A 17389-nucleotide genomic window follows, 5' to 3' on the forward strand; every position below is an offset into this window, starting at 1 on the left:
CCGGTCTCACGTCACCCTCAGGGTCATCCGTCACCCAGCCGTAATGCCGGCTGTCTGGATGACCTTCTTCCATTTCTCGATTTCGCTGTGCAGTCGCTGGCGCATCTGTTCCTGCGTGCCCGGATCGGCATCCGCGCCGGCTTGCACCATGCGCTGGCGCACCGCCGGGTCGTTCATGGCGACGTTGAAATCGGCGTTGAGCTTGTTGAGGATTGGCTGCGGCGTGTGGGCCGGCGCGAACAGCGCGGCCCATGAGTAGGCCTCGTAGCCGGGCAGGCCCGATTCCGCAACGGTCGGCACGTCGGGCAGGATGGCCGAGCGCTGGCGGCTGGCCACGCCGAGCACCTTGATGCGGCCCGTCTTGATGTGCGGCAGGGCAGTCGGGGCGTCGCTGAACATTACCTGCACCTGTCCGCCGAGCAGGTCGCTCATGGCTGGGGCACTGCCCTTGTAGGGGATGTGCTGCAGCTTTGTGCCGGCTTCCATGTTGAACAGTTCGCCTGCCAGATGCGTACCGCCGCCATTGCCGGAAGAGCCGAACGCGAGCGGCTTGTCGCTCTTCTTTGCGTACGCGATGAATTCCTTGATGTTGTTGGCGGGCACGGACGGATGCACCACCACAAAGATCGGATACATCGTCGCGAAGCTGACCGGCGCGAAATCCTTCTCGATGTCATAGGGCAGCTTGCCCATCAGCGACGGATTGACCGAGTGATGGATGGCGCCCACGAACAGGCTGTAGCCGTCGGCAGGTTCCTTCGCCGCGACGGTCGCCCCGATCACGCCACCCGCGCCGGGACGGTTGTCGATGACGACCGGGACCTTCCACATCTCGCCGAGCTTCTGGCCGAAGATGCGCGCCGTGGTGTCCACCGGACCGCCAGGCGGAAATGGCACGATCATTCGCACGGGCTTGGACGGCCAGGTATCGGCCGCGAGCGCGGAAAGCGGATGCGCGACGGCGCCGAGCAGGCCGGCGGCCAGAAGCCGCCTGCGCATGGCGAAGGAACGGGGGGCTTGCATGGGGAGTCTCCTATGACAGCAGTGATGCGGCCTGTTCCTGCAGCTCGCGCTTGAGGATCTTGCCGTTGTTATTCGTTGGCAGCTCTGGCAGCGCCACGATGCGCGCGGGGCGCTTGTACGGGGCCAGACGTTCACGCAGGTGGTTCTGCAGCGCGGCAACGTCGAGCGTGGCGCCGGGGCGCAGTTCCACGAAGGCGATGATCTCCTCGTTGCCATCGCTTTCGCGGCAGCCGACCACCGCCGAGCGCTGGATGCTGGGGTGCGTGTTGAGCGCGGTCTCCACCTCAGCCGGATAGACGTTGAAGCCGGAGCGGATGATCATTTCCTTCAGGCGGCCCACCACGAACAGCGCGCCGTCCGCGTGCATTTCGCCAAGGTCGCCGCTCGCGTACCAGCCGCCTTCGCGCATGGCTTTCGCGGTGGCATCCGGATCGCGGAAATAGCCGGGCATCAGGCCTCGTCCGCGCAGCCACAGCTCGCCGCGTTCACCCAGGGGTAACGGTGTGCCGGTGACGGGGTCGGTGACCTGCACTTCGGCCTCGGCCACCGCATAACCCGCGCTGGTATCGGCACGCCGGTCGCCAAGCCGCGTCACGTGCACCGAGCCTGCGTACTCGGACAGCCCGTAGCCGTGGTGCAACGTCAGGCCAAAGGTGGCCTCCACACGCTGCTTGAGCGACAGATCCAGCGGACCGGCACCGGTGTAGAGGTAGCGCAGCGCGGGCGCCGTGGGTGTCGTGATGCCCTCATGTTGCAGGTGCGCCAGCAGACGCGAATACAGCGTCGGCGGCCCCTGCAATTGCGACACGCCGCAGTGCGCCAGCGCATCCAGCAGGTCGGTCGGATCGAAGTGCGGGCGCATGACCAGTTGCGCGCCGGCCAGCAGCGAACTGAGCAGGACGGTGCCGAGTCCGAAAATGTGGGTCATCGGCACAAACGCATAGCTGCGGTCCACCGGGCTCAGCGCGCGGGCCTCGCAAGTCACGCGGGCAAAGTGAATCAGGGCATCGTGCGTGAGCATCACGCCCTTGGGCTCGCCGGTGGTGCCGGAGGTGAAGATCAGCGCGGCCACCTGGGCCTGCAACGGCAGTCCTTCCGGCGTTGCGTCGGCGCGGACGTGGCTGTGTTCCATGCCGTTCAGCGCGGAAGGCACGGCGTCGAACCGGCGTGCATGGGTGGATGCGGCACGTGACGCCGCCGCGGTGAAGTAGATCACCCGGGCATCTGCCTTGGCGGCGAAAGCGTCGATTTCGGCCGGCGCCATCCGCGCGTTGACGCCGCAGGACCACGCCCCCACACGGCTGCAGGCGAGGATCAGCGCGGCGTGTTCGGGGCAGTTTTCCGCCACGACCAGGACGCGGTCACCCGGCAGGACGCCGAGCGCCAGCAATTCCGCTTCGGCCGCGGTGGTCAGCGCGCCCAGATCGGCGAAGGTCAGGCTGCGGCCGTCCGGCAGATGGATGAACGGTTGATCGGGCGACTCGGTCAGCCAGCGGTCTAGCAAGTGATGAATCCGGGTGGTCACGGGAATTGCCGTCCTTTGTGTTGCGGGGGAAAAGTCCGGCCAGCATCGCTGCAAAGCCTGGCCGGCGCCATTCGTAAATGGCAAGGGGCGGCTTCAAGGCGCTGAAACGGTCGGCTGGTGTGCATTTCGCGTTGTCAAAGGCAGGATTCGGCAAACTTGAACCAGCCCGGCCCGGGCGCCCATAGAATCTGTTCATTAGACCGGAGACAGATTCATGGACCTGCGTTTCACCAAGGAAGAAGAAGCCTTCCGAGAGGAAGTCCGCGCCTTTGTCCAGGCCAACTTGCCGACAGATATTCGCGACAAGGTACTGGGCCACAGGCGTGTGGAAAAGGACGACTACGTGCGGTGGCACCGCATCCTTCATGCGCATGGTTGGGGCGCCCCCACCTGGCCGAAGGAATGGGGCGGCACGGGCTGGAACGCGCTGCAGCGCCTGATTTTCGAGATCGAGACGCTGCGGGCTGGCGCCCCGCGCATGTTGCCGTTCGGTCTCACGATGATTGGCCCGGTGCTGATGAAGTACGCCAGCGCCGCGCACAAGGAGCGCTTCCTGCCACGCATCCCGACCGTGGAAGAGTTCTGGTGTCAGGGTTATTCCGAACCCGGTTCCGGTTCGGATCTCGCCTCGCTCCGGACCAGCGCCGTGCGCCGTGGCGACAAGTACATCGTCAATGGCCAGAAGACTTGGACGACGATGGCGCATTTCGCCGACTGGATCTTCTGCCTGGTGCGTACCGACCCGGAAGCCAAGGCCCAGGAAGGCATCTCGATGCTGCTGATCGACATGAAATCGCCCGGTGTGACCGTGCGACCGATCAAGACGCTCGACGGCGGCCACGACGTGAACGAGACCTGGTTCGAGGAGGTCGAGGTACCGGTCGAGAACCTGCTCGGCGAGGAGAACAAGGGCTGGACCTACGCCAAGTACCTGCTTGGCCACGAGCGCACCGGCATCGCCGGCATCGGGCACTGCTACCGCGAACTGCGCCTGCTCCGGAAGTACGCCACCGAGACCACCGATGGCCGCGGCGGCCGCCTGATCGACGACGTCCGTATGCGCGACAAGATCGCCCGTCTCGAGATGGATCTGATGGCGCTGGAAATGCTGCTGTTGCGCGTGGCCACGCAGGCCGCGGGCACCCCCGGCCCGGAAGCGTCGATCGTCAAGATCCGTGGCTCGGAGCTGCAGCAGGACATCGCCATGCTCCAGATGGAAGTGGCGGGCCCGAACGGCTGGCCTTACTCGACGGACTGGATGGAGCTGGGCGCGCCTCAGCCCGTTAGTGGCGCGGAATGGGCGGCACCGGCTGCCTCGACCTACTACGACATGCGCAAGACCACGATCTACGGTGGCTCGACCGAGGTTCAGAAGAACATCATCTCCAAGATGATCATCGGTTTCTAGGCGAAAGGACGACAAGCATGGATTTCACGTATAGCGAAGAACAGCGGATGCTCGCCGACAGCCTGCGCCGCTTTGTCGAATCCGAGTACACCTTCGAGAAGCGCCGCCGCAACGCGCGCGAACACGGCAGCTTCGACCGGGGCATCTGGTCGTCGCTGGCGGAGATGGGCGTGCTCGGGCTGGCCGTGCCGGCTGACCACGGTGGCTTTGGCCACGGCCCGACCAGCCAGGTTGTCGTGCAGCGAGAACTGGGGCGCGCGCTCGTGCAGGAGCCCGTGATCCCGAGCGGGGTCATCGCCACGGCGATCCTCGCGCATCACGCGCCTGCTGCCCTGCAGGCCGAGTGGCTGCCCGCCATCGCGAGTGGCGACAAGATCTTCACGCTGGCCTACCTGGAGCCGGACTCGCGTTATCGCCCCGAAGTTGCCAAGACGACGGCCCGCAAGGCCGGTGCCGACGGCTATGTGCTCAATGGCCGGAAGTCGGTGGTCTGGCATGGCGCGGTGGCTGATACGTACATTGTTTCGGCGATGCTCGACGGCGCGCTGGCGCTGTTCCTGGTGAGCCGCGACGCGACGGGGCTGACGGTAACCGGTTATCCGACCATGGACCGACTGTCGGGCGCGGACCTGCAACTCGCCGACGTGCCCGCCACGCTGGTCACGACGAACGGTCTCGAGGCCCTGGAGCTTGGACTCGATCACGGCGTTGCCGCGCAATGCGCGGCGGCGGCCGGCGCTATCGAACGCCTGATCGAGATCACCGCCGAGTACCTTGGCACCCGCAAGCAGTTCGGCAAGCCGCTGGCATCTTTCCAGGCCCTTCAGCACCGCGTGGCCGACATGCTGCTGCAGAAGGAACTGGCGCTGTCGATGGCCTACGTGGCCGCGCAGGGCCTCGATGCCACCGATGCGGCCGAGCGCCGCCGCAAGGTGTCCGCCGCGAAGGTCGTCACGGCAAAGGCCGCGCGCTTCGCCGGCCAGCAGGCGGTGCAGTTGCACGGCGGCATGGGTATGACCGATGAACTGGAGGTTGGCGACTATTTCAAGGCGCTGACCATGGTAGACGTCCTGCTGGGCGATACCGACCTCCACCTGGAACGCTACGGCGAAGCCATGGCGGCCTGACAAGACCCGATAACGGATGACTGTTCATGACCATCAATAGCAAGGCATATATCGTCGGGGCGTACGAGCACCCGACCCGCAAGGCACCGGACAAGACCGTGGCCCAGCTTCACGCGGAAAGCGCCAAGGGCGCGCTCGAGGATGCGGGCCTGTCACTGGCCGACGTCGACGGCTACTTCTGCGCCGGTGACGCCCCGGGCCTCGGTATGGTGAACATGGTCGACTATCTCGGCCTGAACGTGCGCCATGTGGATTCGACCGAAATGGGCGGGTCCTCCTACATCGCTCACGTCTCGCACGCCGCGCAGGCCATCGCCGCCGGCAAGTGCAACGTAGCGCTGATCACGCTGGCCGGCCGTCCGCGTTCGGAAGGTTCGAGCGGCACGCAGGCACGCAACTGGGGCGCGAACCTGCCGGACCAGCCGTTCGAGGCACCGTTCAACCCGGTGACGGTCAACCTGTACGCGATGGTCGCCCAGCGGCACATGTACGAATTCGGCACCACGCCCGAGCAGCTCGCGTGGGTCAAGGTGGCCGCGTCGCATCACGCCCAGTACAACCCGAACGCCATGTTGCGCGAAGTTGTCACCGTCGAGGACGTGGTGAACTCCCCGATGATCTCGGACCCGCTGCACCGGCTGGACTGCTGCGTGGTGTCCGATGGTGGCGGCGCCCTCATCGTGGCCCGCCCGGAAATCGCGGCCAAGCTCAATCGCCCGAAGATCAAGATCCTGGGCGCTGGCGAGCACGTGAAGGGTTTGCTGGGCGGCCAGGTGGACCTGTCGTGGTCCGCCGCGCGTTTCTCCGGCGCTGCAGCCTTCGAGGAAGCCCGTGTCACCCCGGCAGACATCAAGTACGCGTCGATCTACGACAGCTTCACGATCACCGTGCTGATGCAGCTGGAAGACCTGGGCTTCTGCAAGAAGGGCGAAGGCGGCAAGTTCGTGATGGACGGCAACCTGATCTCCGGCGTGGGCAAGCTGCCGTTCAATACCGATGGCGGCGGTCTCTGCAACAACCACCCGGCCAACCGTGGCGGTATCACCAAGGTGATCGAAGCCGTGCGCCAGTTGCGCGGCGAGGCCCACCCGGCGGTGCAGGTGAAGAACTGCGACCTGGCGCTGGCCCAGGGTACCGGCGGCTACATGGGCTCACGCCATGGTTCCGCCACGCTGATCCTCGAACGCGAATAACAGGGATGCCACAGATGACGACTCCTTACGTCCCCACTCCGTACAAGGCTCCCGACGAGCAGCCTGACAACACCGCCTTCTGGCAGGCCGCCCGCGAGGGGCGACTGCTGGTGCGCCAATGCAAGTCCTGCGGCAAGCCGCACTGGTATCCGCGCACGCTGTGCCCGTTCTGCATGGGTGACACCGAGTGGAAGACCGCCAGCGGGCAGGGCGAGATCTACTCGTTCAGCATCACGCGTCGCGCCGGCCCCAATCCGTTCTGCATCGCCTATGTGAAGCTTGATGACGGCGTGACGATGATGACGAATATCGTCGACACCGATCTCGATACCGTACACATCGGCCAGCGCGTGAAGGTGCGGTTCGCCGAGACCGACGGCGGCGCGCCGGTCCCTGTCTTCGCACCGGTCTGAACCAGAGGGAAGGATGCCGATCAGCTACCAGCACCTGCGGAACCGGCCGTTCGCGCCGGTCCGTCAGCACTACACCGCGCGCGACACCATGCTGTACGCGCTGAGCCTGGGCCTGGGCAATGATCCGATGAATGCATCGGCATTGCCTTTTGTCTACGAAGGCGCTGCCGGCGGGCTGCGCGCGCTGCCGTCGCAAGCGGTGGTGCTGGGCTATCCCGGCTTCTGGGCACGCGAGCCAGATACCGGTATCGACTGGGTCAAGCTGCTGCACGGCGAACAGCGGCTGCGGCTGCACCGTCCGCTGCCCGCAGAGGCTGAGGTTGTCGGTCATAACCGCATCACGCACCTGACCGACAAGGGCGCCGGCAAGGGAGCCATCATGGTGACCGAGCGGAAGCTGGAAACCGCACAGGGTGAACTGCTGGCGACCGTCCAGCAGGTGTCGTTCCTGCGTGGCGATGGCGGCTACAGTCAGGCGGAAGGCGGGCAACCGAGCGATGATCCACTGCCCGCGCTGCGGCCGACACCTGAAGACAGGGCGCCTGACTTTGTCGATACGCAGCCGACGCGTCCTGAAGCGGCGCTGTTGTATCGCCTGATGGGCGATTTCAATCCGCTGCACGCGGACCCTGCCGTGGCGGCGGCAGCGGGATTCGAGCGGCCGATCCTGCATGGCCTGGCCAGTTACGGCCTTGTTGCGCATGCGCTGCTGCGGCAATGCGCGGGTCACGACCCGGCACGGCTGCGCGCGTTCGATATCCGCTTCGCATCACCGGTGTTTCCGGGCGAAACGCTCGTCACCGAGATCTGGCGCGATCCCGCTCAGCCTAATCAGTTCCAGTTGCGCGCCAAGGTGCTGGAGCGCGACAAGGTCGTGCTCAGCCACGGCTGGGCGGAGATCGCCTGAATACCCAACGAATTCCCATGACGACACCCACCGATTCGACCACCGGTCTGCCGCTGCCGTCCCGGCAGACCGGCGCCCTGAGCCATATCCGCGTGCTGGATCTATCGCGCGTGCTGGCCGGGCCGTGGTGCACGCAGAACCTCGCCGACATGGGCGCGGACGTGATCAAGGTCGAGAAACCCGGCGCGGGTGATGACACCCGGCACTGGGGGCCTCCGTATCTGCAAGACGAAGATGGGCCCACGAGCCAGGCGAGCTACTTTGCCGCGTGCAATCGCAACAAGCGCTCGGTGACGATCGACATCGCCAAGCCGGAAGGGCAGAAGCTGATCCGTGAACTGGCGATGCAGAGCGACGTGGTCATCGAGAACTACAAGACCGGTGGCCTCAAGCGCTACGGGCTCGACTATGACTCGCTCAGCGCGCTGAATCCGCGCCTGATCTACTGCTCGGTCACGGGCTTCGGTCAGACCGGTCCCTACGCGGCACGTCCCGGCTATGACCTGCTGATCCAGGCCATGAGCGGCCTGATGAGCATCACTGGCCAAGCCGACGGAGAGCCCGGCGCGGGCCCGGTGCGCGTGGGCGTCGCCGTGATCGACGTGTTCACGGGCATGTACGCCACCACGGCCATTCTTGGCGCGCTGGAGGCGCGGCACTTCACCGGCCGAGGCCAGCATATCGATGTCGCGCTGCTCGACGTTGCCATGGCGGTCCTGGCGAATCAGGGCGCGGGATACCTGAATGCGGGTGTCGTGCCGACCCGCCAGGGGAACACGCACCCGAGCGTCGTGCCGTATCAGGATTTCCCGACACAGGACGGCGACATGCTGCTTGCCATCGGCAACGACGGCCAGTTCGTGCGTTTTTGCGAAGCCGCCGATGTCGACTGGGCGCGCGATGAGCGGTTCGCCACCAACAGCGCCCGGGTCACGCATCGCCGGACGCTGATTCCGATGATGAGCGAGGTCACGCGGACCCGGCCGACCAGCGAATGGATTCGTCTGCTGGAGGCTGCGTCAGTGCCTTGCGGTCCGATCAACGATATCGCCCAGGCATTTGCCGACGAGCATGTCCAGCATCGCGGGCTGCGCGTCGAGCAGGAGCGCTACGGGGAGGCAGGATGTCCCCCGTCGGATAGCGTGAACCGGATCTGCAGCACGGCCAGCCCGCTGAGGCTGTCGGAGACGCCCACGACGGTGCGTTACGCGCCACCGGGGCTCGGCCAGCATACGGACGAGGTGCTGCGCGACAATCTCAAGCTTGGTTCCGACGAAGTCGCGAACTTGCGCGCCAAGGGTATTCTGTAAAACAAGCCTTAAAAAAAGACCGACAGTGCAAGGCACTGCCGGTCTTTTTTTGTGTGTGGTGCTAGATCGCCCCTTGCTGGCGTAGCGCTTCCAGTTGCGCCTCGGTGTATCCAAGCTTGCCCAGAATGGCGGCAGTGTGTTCTCCGAGATCCGGCACATCACCCATGCGCGCTGGCGCGTTTGCCAGCGTGGCGGGCGGCAACAGGGCCTGGATCGATCCGGCGGGCGTCGCAACCTCACGCCAGCGTTGGCGCGCTGCCAGTTGCGGATGGTTCCAGACGTCGTGCATGTCGTTCAGCGGTGCGTTCGCAATGCCGCCCTGATCGAGACGTTCGATCAGTTCGTCGCGCGTCATCCGGTTCAGGTGCTTGCCGATTTCCACGTCCAGCGCCTCGCGATGATTCACGCGTTCCAGGTTCGTCGTGAAGCGTGGGTCGTTCGCCAGGGCCGCATCGTCCAGAACGTTCAGACAGAAGCGCTGCCACTCCCGATCGTTCTGCAGTCCAAAGATCACGCTGCCGCCGTCGCCGGTGCGATAGTGGCCGTACGGCGCGATCGAGGGATGTGCCAGGCCATGCCGGGCGGGCGGTGTGCCGCCATAGTGCGCGAAGTTCAGCGGATACGACATCCACTCGCCGAGCGCTTCCAGCATGGTGACTTCCACGCGCTCGCCCACGCCGGTGCGGGCACGCAGCAGCAGCGCCGAGAGGATGCCCGAGTAGGCGTACATGCCGGCCGCGATGTCGGCGATCGAGATCCCGGCGCGCGACGGCGCGTCCTCACCGCCGGTGACCGATATCAGGCCAGCCGCCGCCTGGATCAGCAGGTCGTAGGCCTTCTTGTCGCGATAGGGGCCGTGGTCGCCATAGCCCGATATGTCGCACACGATCAGCTTTGGAAAGCGGGTGTGCAGCGCGTCGAAGCCTAGTCCGAGCCGATCGGCGGCGCCGGGCGCGAGGTTCTGGATCAACACGTCAGCCTCGCCAAGCAATTGCTGAAGGATGTCTGCCGCGTCGGGATGCTTCAGATCGAGCGACAGGCTTTCCTTGCCCCGGTTGGCCCAAACGAAGAACGACGACATGCCGTGCACGGTCTTATCGTAGCCGCGCGCGAAATCACCGACACCAGGGCGTTCGATCTTGATGACGCGCGCGCCGAGATCGGCAAGCTGACGGCTGGCGAACGGGGCGGCGACGGCATGTTCCAGCGCGACGACGGTGACGCCTTCCAGGGGAAGAACTGCAGGGGGCACGGCGGGCTCCATTAGGCGTGGGATGGCCGAGTATGGAGTGACGTGTGTGACGAAGCCAGTCGATATTTCCTTACACGGCTTCAAACACATCTAACGCAGGACGGTGTCTGGGAGTGACTCGCTGGATTCCGTCAGAAAGCGAATGAACGCACGCGTGTAGTCCGGCAAGCTCTGAAGGCTGCGCGCGACCACGCGCTGCTCGCGCATGGCCCAGGGTTCGTCCAGCACCACGCCCTCGACGAGCCCTTGCGCGATGGCCGGCGCCGCCACGGAACGCGGTACCAGTGCGATGCCGGCGCCCTCCTGCACGCAGCGGATCACGGCCGGAAAATTCGGCGCATGGACGCGCACATGCGGGACGATGCCGGCGCGCGTTGCCATATCCTGCAGATAGAGGAAATTGCTGCTCTTGCTGCCGATCGATACGAGTTCGTGGCGCAACGCCTGGACCAGCGAGACGCTATCGCGCATGCCCAGCGGATGACGTGGCGGCACCACGAACAGTAGTTCGTCTGCGCCATAGAGGATGGAGTCGAGGCCATGCAGGTCGATGGCGCCTGCCACCAGCCCGATATCGGCGCGTTGCTCCTGCACCGCGCGAACGCTGTCCGCGCTCAGGTGCTCCTCGAGGTCGACATTGACGTTGGGATAGGCCGCCAGAAAGCGGCTGAGGGCCACGGGCAGGTTGCACATCGTGCTGCTGTTCGCGTAAACGCGAATGTGCCCTTCGATGCCATCGGTGTGGCGCCGCATGCCGATCTGCAACTGCTCCACATTGTCCAGAATCGTCCTGGCGTGCTGCAGCATGGTCTCGCCGGCCGCCGTCAGGACCATGCCTTTCTGCGTGCGATTGAACAGCGGCACGCCGACGGTCTGCTCCAGATTCTTCAGCCGATAGCTGGCGGAGGGCGCGGTCAGATGCATGTCGGAAGCACCCATCGTCAGGCTTCCCGCCTCGGCAATGGCCACGAAGACCCGAAGGTCGGTCAACTCAAATCGCAAGGTTGTCTCCTGTTGCCACGGCGCCGATCGGTGCCGTGGGGCCAGGGGCGCTTCAGGCATCGCGGTTCGAATTCTTCTAAGGGGGCTCAGTACTTTTCGACTGGCCCGAGCCGCGTTGTCGATTCTATAGTGATCGCTCGCGCCATGGCATGGCGACATTGCAACGACGTTACCGGTCACCACAGAACCGGACGGAGACAACCTCATGATTCCATCGCTTTACCGGCTTGGCGCAGCGCTGATCTGCGCCGGGGCGCTCCTGGCCACCGCAACGCCGGCAGCGGCTGACGCTGGCTATCCCGCGAAGCCAATCCGCCTGGTGGTGCCCTACGCGGCGGGTGGCCCCACCGATACGTTCGCGCGGGCGCTGGCAGCGGGCTGGAGCCGGCAATTGAAAGCCCAGATCGTGATCGAGAACCGGACCGGTGCGGGCACGCTGGTCGGTACCGAGTACGTGTCGAAGGCGACCCCGGATGGTTATACGCTGCTGCTGACCACGGTGGCGCACGCGGTCAATCCCAGCATCCATGACGCACTGCCGTATCGCACTATCGAGGACTTCGCCCCGGTGGGGCTGGCCGCGCGCGCGCCACTGGTGCTGGTGGTCAACAAGAAACTGCCGGTGGGGAACCTGAAGGAGTTCATCGCTTATCTGAAGGCGCATCCTGGCCAGGTCAACTACAGCTCTGCCGGGGTGGGCAGCGCGCCGCATCTCGGCGCGGAACTGCTCAACTACATGAGCGACACCAAGACCGTTCACGTGCCGTATCGCGGTAGCGCGCCGGCCATGGCCGACCTGATAGGCGGCCACGTGGCCTTCATGTTCGATAGCGCGCCGACCGGACTGGCGCAGGTCCGGGCCGGTACCGTGAAGCTGCTCGCCACCACCATGGCTGCCCGCTTGCCGCAGACGCCCGACGTGCCCGCGGTGGCTGAAGTTGTGCCCGGATACGAGGCCTATACATGGAATGCCGTGTTTGCGCCGGCCAACACGCCGCCGGAGGTTATCCGCAAGCTGACGGACACGCTGGGCGCAACGCTCAAGGAGCCCGCGCTGCAGGCCAAGGCCGTCGATCTCGGGTTGCAGCTGGAACCAAATCCAACACCGCAGGCGCTCGCGCAGTTCGTGCGCGCGGAGATCGCCAAGTGGAAGCCCGTGGCAGTCGCCGCCAACATGAAGGCTGACTGACGTCGCGCCGCAGGAAAAGGAAGACCGAACGATGATCAGACACGAACTCTGCGCCCAGCGCTATTTCGAGGATTTCGAAGTCGGGGAGCGGATGAACCTGCCCTCCCGGACCATGACCGATGCGCTGTTCGCCGCGTTTCAGCTGGCCAGTGGCGACAACCATCCGGTGCACTATGACGTGGAGTACTGCCGCGCGCATGGCATGCCCCATATGCTGGCGCATGGCTTCCAGGTGCTGATCCAGACCGCAGCGGGCGCCGGGTTGTTTCCGCATATGGTCGAGGAATCGCTGAAGGGGTTTATCGAGCAGAGCAGCCGCTTTCTGGCGCCGGTCTATGTCGGGGACACGCTGTATTGCAGCCTGACGGTCAGCGAGCTGATTCCGGGCCGCACCACCGGCGTGCTGGTGATGCAATCCGAGATCCGTAACCAGAACGACGTGCGCGTCATGGAAGGCACGCAGAAGTACCTGTTGCGCAAGCGGGTGCCGGATGCGCGCTAGCACCCGATCCACCCGATCCACCCGATCCACCCGATTCATTCGGCCCATCGCCCTGCTCGCGCTCGCCTTGTGCGCGAGCGCCGTGTCGGCGGAAGACAAGTTCCCGTCTGGCCCGGTCACGCTGATCGTCCCTTACGCGCCGGGTGGCACGACGGACGTCGTCGCGCGTCAGTACGCCGTGGCGTTGCAGACGGCGTTAGGGCAATCGGTGGTAGTGGAGAATCGGCCCGGCGTGTCGGGAACGCTGGGCGCCCAGGCATTGCTGCGGGCGAAACCCGATGGATACACGCTGGCCATGATTCCGGCCACGGTATTCCGTCAGCCGTTTATCCAGAAGACGGCTTACGATCCGGCGAGCGACTTCACATACCTCGCACGGATTTCGGGCTACACGTTCGGCATCGTGGTGCGTGCGGACTCGCCATGGCAATCCTGGGGTGATTTCCTGAAGTCGGCGCGTGCGGAGCCCGGCAAGTATTCATATGGCTCGCCGGGGCAGTTCAGTACGCCGCATGTCACGATGCTCGAGATCGGCGCGAAGACGGGCATCTCGCTGAATGCGATTCCGTACAAGAGCGATGCCGAGTGCATACCCGCGCTGCTTGGCGGTCACGTGTCGATGTGCGCGGCGGGCAGTTCTGCCGGGACGCTGGTCGATAGCGGCAAGCTGAGATGGCTGAACCTCTGGACCGAGCGTCGTTCCACGCGCTGGCCCGATGTGCCAACGCTGCGCGAACTCGGGCTGGATATCGTATCGGCATCCCCCTACGGCATTGCGGGGCCGAAGGGCATGAAGGAGCCGGTTGTGCGGATACTGGAAGACGCGCTGCACAAGGCGGCGGTCGATCCGGTTCACCTCGCGGCGCTGAAGCGGCAGGACCAGGCGCTCATGTACATGGATGGCGCCGCCTACAAGCGTTTCGTGGCGGAGCAGATCTCGGTTGAGCGGGCGATGGTCCAGCGTCTGGGACTGAAGGCGGACTAGCCCCCGGCGGCGTTCAGCGGTCCTGCTGCGCGGGCTTGAACGCCTCGCCTACGACACGGGCGTTGTCGAGGTACAGATCCCAGCCACCGGCCCAGTAGCTGCCCCACCACGACGACTTGTCCTGGTTGCTGGAAGGGGTCTTGTTGAAGGCTGCGCCGTAGGGCAGGAAGACGGTTTCGACTTGCGTGGACATGGTCTGGGCGCCAGATGGCGTGGTCAGGTTGGTCGGTCCCTTGGTTATCCTTGGTGGATTCCCTGATAGGGTTTTCCCGAAGTGTAGCAAGACCACTACTATTCGCGCCATGGGACCGATGGGCATACCGCCCATCAAGGCCGCATGATGAGACGCTTAGGGCATATTGAGGGCTGGCTGCCGCCAGCCCTAGCCCTGGCATTTCATCCCGGCGCCTTATCCCCAGTGCCGCACACGGCCGGTATCGACGTGCACGAAATCCTCTTGCTGGTAGAACCCGACGCCGCCAATCTTCAGCGAGGTGGCCGCATCGCGCAGATCAGCCAGCGCTACGCCGGGCAGCCGGATATCGATAGCCATGCCGTCCATATGCAGGCTGTGCTTGGCCACGCCGCCGCCCCGCGTGTTGCGCAGACGGGTGTTGGTGGCCGGGCTGCGATAGCCGGAAATGACCTGGAACGGGGTGTCTGTCTCAAGCTCCCGTCGCAACGAGAAAAGCAGGCCGAAAAGCTGGGGGTCGATTGTGCCGACCGAACCCGAATAGTGATCCCGCAGGAAGCGGTTCAGCGCCAGCTGTGCCTGTGGCAGCACTTCGCTACCCATCGCATACACCAGCGAGATGTTCTCGCCCGTGTGCGTGTGATGGAACGATAGCGAGCGGGCATTCGGCGGGTTGCCGGGGCCGCTGTCAGGTGTGTTCTCAAGTGTGTTCTCAGGTGTGTTGTCCGGCGTATTGGCCCGTGCCACGCCGGTCGAAAGTGCTGCAATGCCGGTGCCGAGGATCAGGCCGCTGGCGCGGTGCAGAAAGCGGCGGCGCGGGGGAGTCTTCGATTGCGTCATGGTGTGGTCTGCGCGAGCTTGCCGGCGCGTGCGGTGGCCGGCGGGTTGCGCTGCCGCAGCGCCTGCTCCAGCAGCTTGTCCTGTCCGTAGATATCAGGCAGAAAATATACACGTCCATCGGCTCTGGCAATGGCGGTGCCGTACGCCAATACAACAGGCAAAGGTTGCTTCAACGCAATTGTGTTGGATTTCCCCTTGCTCATCGCCTGCCGGATGCGCTCCTCGGTCCACTCGGGCATGTCTTGCAGCACGAACTGCGCCAACTGCACCGGCTCCTCGACGCGGATGCAGCCGTGGCTGAAATCGCGGCGGCCGCGCTGGAACAATTGCGGGGTCGGCGTGTGGTGCAAATAGATGTTCTGATTGTTCGGGAACACGAACTTGATGTCCCCCAGCGCGTTCAGCGGGCCGGGCCGTTGCCGGATGCGCATCTGGCCGTTCAGCACCGCATCGAGATTGGCCGACGACAGCGTGGTAATCGCCTGGCCACCCGAGACGAACTCGAAGCCCTGTCGCGTGAAATACCCGGGGTCGCGCCGCGATTTCGGCACCACCTCGCTGCGCGCGATGGATGGCGGTACGTTCCAGTACGGGCTGAACTCGATATAGCGCATGTCCTCGCGGAACATCGGCGTGCGGGTGTTGAGCGCCTTGCCGACGATGACCTTCATCTCCAGCTTGATGTCCAGCTTTCCGTCGACGTAGTCGTAGGCGCGCAGCATGAACTCGGGAATGTTGACGACGATGACGCGGGGGCCTGCCGTCAACGGTGTCCAGCGCAGGCGTTCCATCGTCAGCGCGATCTGCTTCACGCGTTCGGACGGTGTTGTGTTGAGTTGCGCCAGCGTGCCTTGTCCGATGACGCCGTCGGCATCTAGACCATGCCGCTTCTGGAATGACTCGACCGCGGTTACCAGCGCGCCTTCGTACTTTTTCGGAACCGGCGTGCCTTGGGGCAGATCGCCCAATGCCTCCAGACGCTGCGCCATTTGCGCCAGGCCGTCATAGGGCTGCCCGATGGTCAGCTTGTTGCCCGGCGGCGTCGGCAGCGGGGTGTTCCAGAGCGGCTGGGCGGCCAGGGCCCGATAGCGGCTCAGCGCGTCGCGCAACGTCGGATACAGCGGGAACGATGGCGCCGCCTCGTGAATCGCCGCGGGCAGCCGGTTCGCGGCGACGGCGGCGTGCAGATAGCTGTCGGGGTCGAACGGTGTTTCGTCCGCTACCGAGAAGTTCACGTGAATCTGGCGCGGGTCGATACGCCCCTTGTGCAGGTCCGACAGGTACTGGCGCATCGCCACGGTTAGCGCGTTGTCCAGCCGATCCAACGATTCCGGCGCCAGGGCCGTGCCGGAATCGGCCTGCGCGATGGCCCGCTTGAAGCCATCCGCGTCGTAATCCCGGGGTTCCAGCCCATCCGCGCCCGCATCCGCCAGCGCGGCCACGGCCTGTTGCGCGGCTTGCGTCGGGCGCCCGTTGGCAAACCACAGTGGCTGCGCCCAGGCGGACGTCGCGGCGCCGATGAACCAGGCGCATAGCGCGGCTCGCATCCATGTCCGTTTCCGGCGTGGGTGGGGGGTCGAGGGACGGGTCGAGATAACTGCGGTGGCGGTCATCGGCATTCCGGAAGTTTGAGAGAGAGGCTCACGATGGCATCGTATCCGAAGACGAAGGTCGGCTCGCGGGCGCGCACGATCTGGCGCGATCTAGCGCAATCTATTCGGCCTGCCTGATATTCAGCCGGGCTCGAAGCGGTGCATCCGGTAAGCCAGCGGCGCTTGAATCGACAGGTAACCATGCACCGCATTGCCCACCGCGCGTCGCAGCGCCACGGCATCGACGGGACGCGTCGCGGTCATCAAGGTTTGCGATACCAGACTGTACGTCATCGCGTGAACGGCAAAGGCAGTGGCGCCTAGCGGCGCATCGGCGGGCCAATCCGGTCCGTCGGACAGCGTTTCCATCCAGAGCTGCACGAACTCCGCGTACATGTTCCGGAACGCCTCGATGCCGGACACCTTGCGCTCGACCACAAACAGCGCCGCCCAGTGTTCGGGTTCGGCCAGCGGCGCGGCCGACTGGGCGTCGATCAGGGCATCCACACGTGCGGGCAGGGGCTCGGTGCGGTGGGCGTCGATGCTGGCGCGCATCGTGGCCGCGATTGCCTTGACGCGCAGATGGATGCAGACCGCCGCCAGCGCGTCCTTGCAGGAAAAATACTCGTAGAAGCTGCCAATGCCGACCCCGGCTAATCCGATCACCTGACGGATGGAGATGCGGTCATAAGGCTTTTCGGCCAGAAGCTGGAAGAACGCGTCGCGGATGGCGTCGGCCGTGGCGCGGGCCCGCGATTGCGCTGGCTTGCGGCGCCGGGCGCCGGACGGGTTCGGTGGAATGGGGGTGGTGGGAGCTTTGGGGCGCGCTGCTTTCATGTCTGAGAAACCCGAACACCTTGCGATGGACGGATTCTTATACTGGTTGTCGACAAGACCGGCTTGACTGACGAGCCGGCGCAACGGAGAC

The 17389-nt window shown here is 65.0% G+C and carries 17 protein-coding genes; 9 read left to right on the forward strand and 8 right to left on the reverse strand.

The features are described from left to right. Positions 1–30: 30 nt before the first annotated feature. Entirely contained in the window at positions 31–1023 is a 993-nt protein-coding gene (locus tag D769_RS26980; RefSeq protein WP_008651466.1) for a tripartite tricarboxylate transporter substrate binding protein, read from the reverse strand. A gap of 10 nt (positions 1024–1033) precedes the next feature. Further along, positions 1034–2548, reverse strand: coding sequence for a class I adenylate-forming enzyme family protein (locus tag D769_RS26985; RefSeq protein WP_040011291.1), 1515 nt, complete (start codon positions 2546–2548; stop codon positions 1034–1036). Positions 2549–2762: 214 nt separating this feature from the next. On the opposite strand from D769_RS26985, the gene D769_RS26990 reads away from it, so the two are divergent. From D769_RS26990 to D769_RS27015, 6 genes are read left to right on the forward strand one after another with little or no spacing between them, the layout of a single operon-like run. After that, positions 2763–3956, forward strand: coding sequence for an acyl-CoA dehydrogenase family protein (locus D769_RS26990; protein ID WP_008651469.1), 1194 nt, complete (start codon positions 2763–2765; stop codon positions 3954–3956). 17 nt (positions 3957–3973) lie between these two features. Then, positions 3974–5083 carry an acyl-CoA dehydrogenase gene (locus D769_RS26995; RefSeq protein WP_008651471.1) on the forward strand — a complete coding sequence of 370 codons (1110 nt, stop codon included), beginning with the start codon at positions 3974–3976 and terminating at the stop codon, positions 5081–5083. A gap of 26 nt (positions 5084–5109) precedes the next feature. Further along, the gene (locus D769_RS27000) at positions 5110–6276 is read left to right on the forward strand and encodes a thiolase domain-containing protein (RefSeq protein WP_008651473.1); all 1167 of its coding nucleotides are present in this window, start codon (positions 5110–5112) and stop codon (positions 6274–6276) included. A 14-nt stretch (positions 6277–6290) separates the two neighbouring features. Next, the gene (locus D769_RS27005; protein WP_008651474.1) at positions 6291–6689 is read left to right on the forward strand and encodes an OB-fold domain-containing protein; all 399 of its coding nucleotides are present in this window, start codon (positions 6291–6293) and stop codon (positions 6687–6689) included. A gap of 13 nt (positions 6690–6702) precedes the next feature. After that, entirely contained in the window at positions 6703–7596 is an 894-nt protein-coding gene (locus D769_RS27010) for a MaoC family dehydratase (RefSeq protein WP_008651475.1), read from the forward strand. A 17-nt stretch (positions 7597–7613) separates the two neighbouring features. Continuing rightward, entirely contained in the window at positions 7614–8906 is a 1293-nt protein-coding gene (locus tag D769_RS27015) for a CaiB/BaiF CoA-transferase family protein (RefSeq protein ID WP_008651482.1), read from the forward strand. A 61-nt stretch (positions 8907–8967) separates the two neighbouring features. Here the strand turns inward: D769_RS27015 and D769_RS27020 are convergent, their stop codons facing one another. Together D769_RS27020 and D769_RS27025 are read right to left on the reverse strand one after the other, a co-directional pair. Then, positions 8968–10158 (reverse strand): CaiB/BaiF CoA-transferase family protein, encoded by a 1191-nt coding sequence (locus D769_RS27020; protein ID WP_152415081.1) that lies wholly within the window; start codon positions 10156–10158, stop codon positions 8968–8970. Positions 10159–10248: 90 nt separating this feature from the next. After that, positions 10249–11160, reverse strand: coding sequence for a LysR family transcriptional regulator (locus tag D769_RS27025; protein WP_008651484.1), 912 nt, complete (start codon positions 11158–11160; stop codon positions 10249–10251). A gap of 205 nt (positions 11161–11365) precedes the next feature. Between D769_RS27025 and D769_RS27030 the strand changes: the two genes are divergently transcribed. From D769_RS27030 to D769_RS27040, 3 genes are read left to right on the forward strand one after another with little or no spacing between them, the layout of a single operon-like run. After that, a complete protein-coding gene (locus D769_RS27030) occupies positions 11366–12349 on the forward strand; it encodes a tripartite tricarboxylate transporter substrate binding protein (RefSeq protein ID WP_008651485.1) in 984 nt (327 codons plus the stop codon). A 31-nt stretch (positions 12350–12380) separates the two neighbouring features. Further along, positions 12381–12851, forward strand: a complete 471-nt coding sequence (locus D769_RS27035) for a MaoC family dehydratase (RefSeq protein WP_008651486.1) — start codon at positions 12381–12383, stop codon at positions 12849–12851. Continuing rightward, the gene (locus tag D769_RS27040) at positions 12841–13836 is read left to right on the forward strand and encodes a tripartite tricarboxylate transporter substrate binding protein (RefSeq protein ID WP_152415082.1); all 996 of its coding nucleotides are present in this window, start codon (positions 12841–12843) and stop codon (positions 13834–13836) included. The genes D769_RS27035 and D769_RS27040 overlap by 11 nt, the downstream gene beginning before the upstream one ends. Positions 13837–13849: 13 nt before the next feature. Here D769_RS27040 and D769_RS27045 read toward each other — a convergent pair whose 3' ends face one another. The 4 genes from D769_RS27045 to D769_RS27060 form a co-directional block, all read right to left on the reverse strand. Further along, a complete protein-coding gene (locus tag D769_RS27045; RefSeq protein ID WP_008651488.1) occupies positions 13850–14029 on the reverse strand; it encodes a hypothetical protein in 180 nt (59 codons plus the stop codon). A gap of 216 nt (positions 14030–14245) precedes the next feature. Beyond that, positions 14246–14869, reverse strand: coding sequence for a DUF882 domain-containing protein (locus D769_RS27050; RefSeq protein ID WP_008651489.1), 624 nt, complete (start codon positions 14867–14869; stop codon positions 14246–14248). Next, positions 14866–16416, reverse strand: coding sequence for a L,D-transpeptidase family protein (locus D769_RS27055; protein ID WP_008651490.1), 1551 nt, complete (start codon positions 16414–16416; stop codon positions 14866–14868). The genes D769_RS27050 and D769_RS27055 overlap by 4 nt, the downstream gene beginning before the upstream one ends. Positions 16417–16602: 186 nt before the next feature. Further along, positions 16603–17298 carry a TetR/AcrR family transcriptional regulator gene (locus tag D769_RS27060; RefSeq protein ID WP_008651492.1) on the reverse strand — a complete coding sequence of 232 codons (696 nt, stop codon included), beginning with the start codon at positions 17296–17298 and terminating at the stop codon, positions 16603–16605. Positions 17299–17389 lie beyond the last annotated feature (91 nt).

The organism is Cupriavidus sp. HMR-1, assembly GCF_000319775.1.
In the GTDB taxonomy this organism is placed as follows: domain Bacteria; phylum Pseudomonadota; class Gammaproteobacteria; order Burkholderiales; family Burkholderiaceae; genus Cupriavidus; species Cupriavidus metallidurans.

Bases quoted from the DNA above. Each gene is read 5' to 3' on its own strand.
- D769_RS26995 (WP_008651471.1), top strand. From the start codon at position 3,974: ATGGATTTCACGTATAGCGAAGAACAGCGGATGCTCGCCGACAGCCTG.
- D769_RS27015 (WP_008651482.1), top strand. From the start codon at position 7,614: ATGACGACACCCACCGATTCGACCACCGGTCTGCCGCTGCCGTCCCGG.
- D769_RS27010 (WP_008651475.1), top strand. From the start codon at position 6,703: ATGCCGATCAGCTACCAGCACCTGCGGAACCGGCCGTTCGCGCCGGTC.
- D769_RS27040 (WP_152415082.1), top strand. From the start codon at position 12,841: ATGCGCGCTAGCACCCGATCCACCCGATCCACCCGATCCACCCGATTC.
- D769_RS26990 (WP_008651469.1), top strand. From the start codon at position 2,763: ATGGACCTGCGTTTCACCAAGGAAGAAGAAGCCTTCCGAGAGGAAGTC.
- D769_RS27000 (WP_008651473.1), top strand. From the start codon at position 5,110: ATGACCATCAATAGCAAGGCATATATCGTCGGGGCGTACGAGCACCCG.
- D769_RS27055 (WP_008651490.1), bottom strand. From the start codon at position 16,416: ATGCGAGCCGCGCTATGCGCCTGGTTCATCGGCGCCGCGACGTCCGCC.
- D769_RS26980 (WP_008651466.1), bottom strand. From the start codon at position 1,023: ATGCAAGCCCCCCGTTCCTTCGCCATGCGCAGGCGGCTTCTGGCCGCC.
- D769_RS27060 (WP_008651492.1), bottom strand. From the start codon at position 17,298: ATGAAAGCAGCGCGCCCCAAAGCTCCCACCACCCCCATTCCACCGAAC.
- D769_RS27030 (WP_008651485.1), top strand. From the start codon at position 11,366: ATGATTCCATCGCTTTACCGGCTTGGCGCAGCGCTGATCTGCGCCGGG.
- D769_RS27005 (WP_008651474.1), top strand. From the start codon at position 6,291: ATGACGACTCCTTACGTCCCCACTCCGTACAAGGCTCCCGACGAGCAG.
- D769_RS27045 (WP_008651488.1), bottom strand. From the start codon at position 14,029: ATGTCCACGCAAGTCGAAACCGTCTTCCTGCCCTACGGCGCAGCCTTC.
- D769_RS27035 (WP_008651486.1), top strand. From the start codon at position 12,381: ATGATCAGACACGAACTCTGCGCCCAGCGCTATTTCGAGGATTTCGAA.
- D769_RS27050 (WP_008651489.1), bottom strand. From the start codon at position 14,869: ATGACGCAATCGAAGACTCCCCCGCGCCGCCGCTTTCTGCACCGCGCC.